Consider the following 3,263-nt stretch of genomic DNA (forward strand, 5'->3'; position numbering starts at 1 on the left):
TTTTGTTCTTTGAAAACTAGATAATATTAATTTTCTGTAGTGAATTATATTTAAAATATAATTTCAACCGAGAACACCGCGTATTGAGTCAAAAGAATTAACGAAATAGTTTAATCGCATAAAACTCAATTAATCAGTATCACTACGTGATACTAGGTTAAGTTATTAAGGGCGCATGGTGAATGCCTTGGCACTAGGAGCCGATGAAGGACGGGACTAACACCGATATGCTTCGGGGAGCTGTACGTAAGCTTTGATCCGGAGATTTCCGAATGGGGAAACCCAGCAGTTTTAATCGACTGTTACTGTTCAGTGAATACATAGCTGATCAGAGGTAGACGTGGGGAACTGAAACATCTAATTACCCACAGGAAGAGAAAGAAAAATCGATTCCCTAAGTAGCGGCGAGCGAACGGGGAACAGCCCAAACCAAAGAGCTTGCTCTTTGGGGTTGTAGGACTGAACATTTGAGTTACCAAAGTTGTTGATAATCGAACAATCTGGGAAGATTGGCGAAACAGGGTGATAGCCCCGTAGATGAAATCAATGACCCTCAGTTCAGGATCCTGAGTACGGCGACACACGTGAAACGTCGTCGGAATCCGGGAGGACCATCTCCCAAGGCTAAATACTCCCTAGTGACCGATAGTGAACCAGTACCGTGAGGGAAAGGTGAAAAGCACCCCGGAAGGGGAGTGAAATAGTTCCTGAAACCATGTGCCTACAAGCAGTTAGAGCCCGTTAATGGGTGATAGCGTGCCTTTTGTAGAATGAACCGGCGAGTTACGGTAACATGCAAGGTTAAGGTGAAAAGCCGGAGCCGCAGCGAAAGCGAGTCTGAAATGGGCGTTTAAGTATGTTGCTGTAGACCCGAAACCAGGTGATCTACCCATGTCCAGGCTGAAGGTGAGGTAAAACTTACTGGAGGGCCGAACCCGTGTACGTTGAAAAGTGCTGGGATGAGGTGTGGGTAGCGGTGAAATTCCAAACGAACTTGGAGATAGCTGGTTCTCTCCGAAATAGCTTTAGGGCTAGCCTCGGACTTAGAATCATGGAGGTAGAGCACTGTTTGGACGAGGGGCCCGTCATGGGTTACTGAGTTCAGATAAACTCCGAATACCATTGATTTATATCCGGGAGTCAGACGGTGAGTGATAAGATCCATCGTCGAAAGGGGAACAGCCCAGACCACCAGTTAAGGTCCCTAAATGTATGCTAAGTGGAAAAGGATGTGGAGTTGCATAGACAACTAGGATGTTGGCTTAGAAGCAGCCACTCATTAAAGAGTGCGTAATAGCTCACTAGTCGAGTGATTCCGCGCCGAAAATTTACCGGGGCTAAGCATACTACCGAGACTGTGGACATGACCTTATGGTCATGTGATAGGAGAGCGTTCTAAGGGCAATGAAGTCAGACCGTAAGGACTGGTGGAGCGCTTAGAAGTGAGAATGCCGGTATGAGTAGCGAAAGATCAGTGAGAATCTGATCCACCGAATGACTAAGGTTTCCTGGGGAAGGCTCGTCCTCCCAGGGTTAGTCGGGACCTAAGCCGAGGCCGAGAGGCGTAGGCGATGGATAACAGGTTGAGATTCCTGTACTAGTTAATTATGTTTGAGCGATGGAGGGACGCAGGAGGCTAAGTTGTGCGCACGATTGGAAATGTGCGTTCAAGCTATGAGTCAGTTGAGGAGTCAAATGCTTCTCAGCGGGTTGACAAGTAGTGATGAGGACCGAAATTTAAGTAGGGAAGCGACTGACGTCACACTGCCGAGAAAAGCTTCTAGTGAGTAATTAACTACCCGTACCGCAAACCGACACAGGTAGTCGAGGAGAGAATCCTAAGGTGAGCGAGTGAACTCTCGTTAAGGAACTCGGCAAAATGACCCCGTAACTTCGGGAGAAGGGGTGCTGACCGCAAGGTCAGCCGCAGTGAAAAGGCCCAGGCGACTGTTTATCAAAAACACAGGTTTCTGCAATCGTAAGATGACGTATAGGGGCTGACGCCTGCCCGGTGCTGGAAGGTTAAGTGGATGAGTTAGCTTCGGCGAAGCCCAGAAATGAAGCCCCAGTAAACGGCGGCCGTAACTATAACGGTCCTAAGGTAGCGAAATTCCTTGTCGGGTAAGTTCCGACCCGCACGAAAGGCGTAACGATCTGGGCACTGTCTCAACGAGAGACTCGGTGAAATTAAGATACCTGTGAAGAAGCAGGTTACCCGCGACAGGACGGAAAGACCCCATGGAGCTTTACTGTAGCTTGATATTGGGTGTTGACACAGCTTGTACAGGATAGGTAGGAGCCGATGAAGTCGGAACGCTAGTTTCGACAGAGGCGTTGGTGGGATACTACCCTCGCTGTGTGAACACTCTAACCCGCGCCACTTAGCGTGGCGGGAGACAGTGTCAGGTGGGCAGTTTGACTGGGGCGGTCGCCTCCCAAACAGTAACGGAGGCGCCCAAAGGTTCCCTCAGAATGGTTGGAAATCATTCATAGAGTGTAAAGGCAGAAGGGAGCTTGACTGCGAGACAGACAGGTCGAGCAGGGACGAAAGTCGGGCTTAGTGATCCGGTGGTACCGTATGGAAGGGCCATCGCTCAACGGATAAAAGCTACCCTGGGGATAACAGGCTTATCTCCCCCAAGAGTCCACATCGACGGGGAGGTTTGGCACCTCGATGTCGGCTCATCGCATCCTGGGGCTGTAGTCGGTCCCAAGGGTTGGGCTGTTCGCCCATTAAAGCGGTACGCGAGCTGGGTTCAGAACGTCGTGAGACAGTTCGGTCCCTATCCGTCGCGGGCGTAGGAAATTTGAGAGGAGCTGTCCTTAGTACGAGAGGACCGGGATGGACATACCGCTGGTGTACCAGTTGTGCCGCCAGGCGCATCGCTGGGTAGCTATGTATGGATGAGATAAACGCTGAAAGCATCTAAGTGTGAAACTCGCCTCAAGATGAGATTTCCCATTCCTATATGGAAGTAAGACCCCTCAGAGATGATGAGGTAGATAGGTTGGAAGTGGAAGTGCAGTGATGTACGGAGCGGACCAATACTAATCGGTCGAGGACTTAACCAAAGAATAGTGGTTAGTACCGGTACAGAAAATTAATATTAGCTAGTTTTGAGAGAACAAAGTTCTCTAAGTAACATAGTGTGGTGGCGATAGCCTGAAGGATACACCTGTTCCCATGCCGAACACAGAAGTTAAGCTTCAGCACGCCGAGAGTAGTTGGGGGATCGCCCCCTGCGAGGGTAGGACGTTGCCAC

The 3,263-nt window shown here is 49.6% G+C and carries 2 rRNA genes; both read left to right on the forward strand.

Annotated elements, in window-relative coordinates:
* Positions 1-155 precede the first annotated feature (155 nt).
* Positions 156-3,072: ribosomal RNA gene (locus NBRC111893_RS10455) — 23S ribosomal RNA — on the forward strand.
* A gap of 76 nt (positions 3,073-3,148) precedes the next feature.
* Positions 3,149-3,263, forward strand: a 5S ribosomal RNA gene (gene rrf, locus NBRC111893_RS10460); the annotation flags it as partial.

The organism is Lentilactobacillus kosonis (assembly GCF_003864335.1).
In the GTDB taxonomy this organism is placed as follows: Bacteria; Bacillota; Bacilli; order Lactobacillales; family Lactobacillaceae; genus Lentilactobacillus; species Lentilactobacillus kosonis.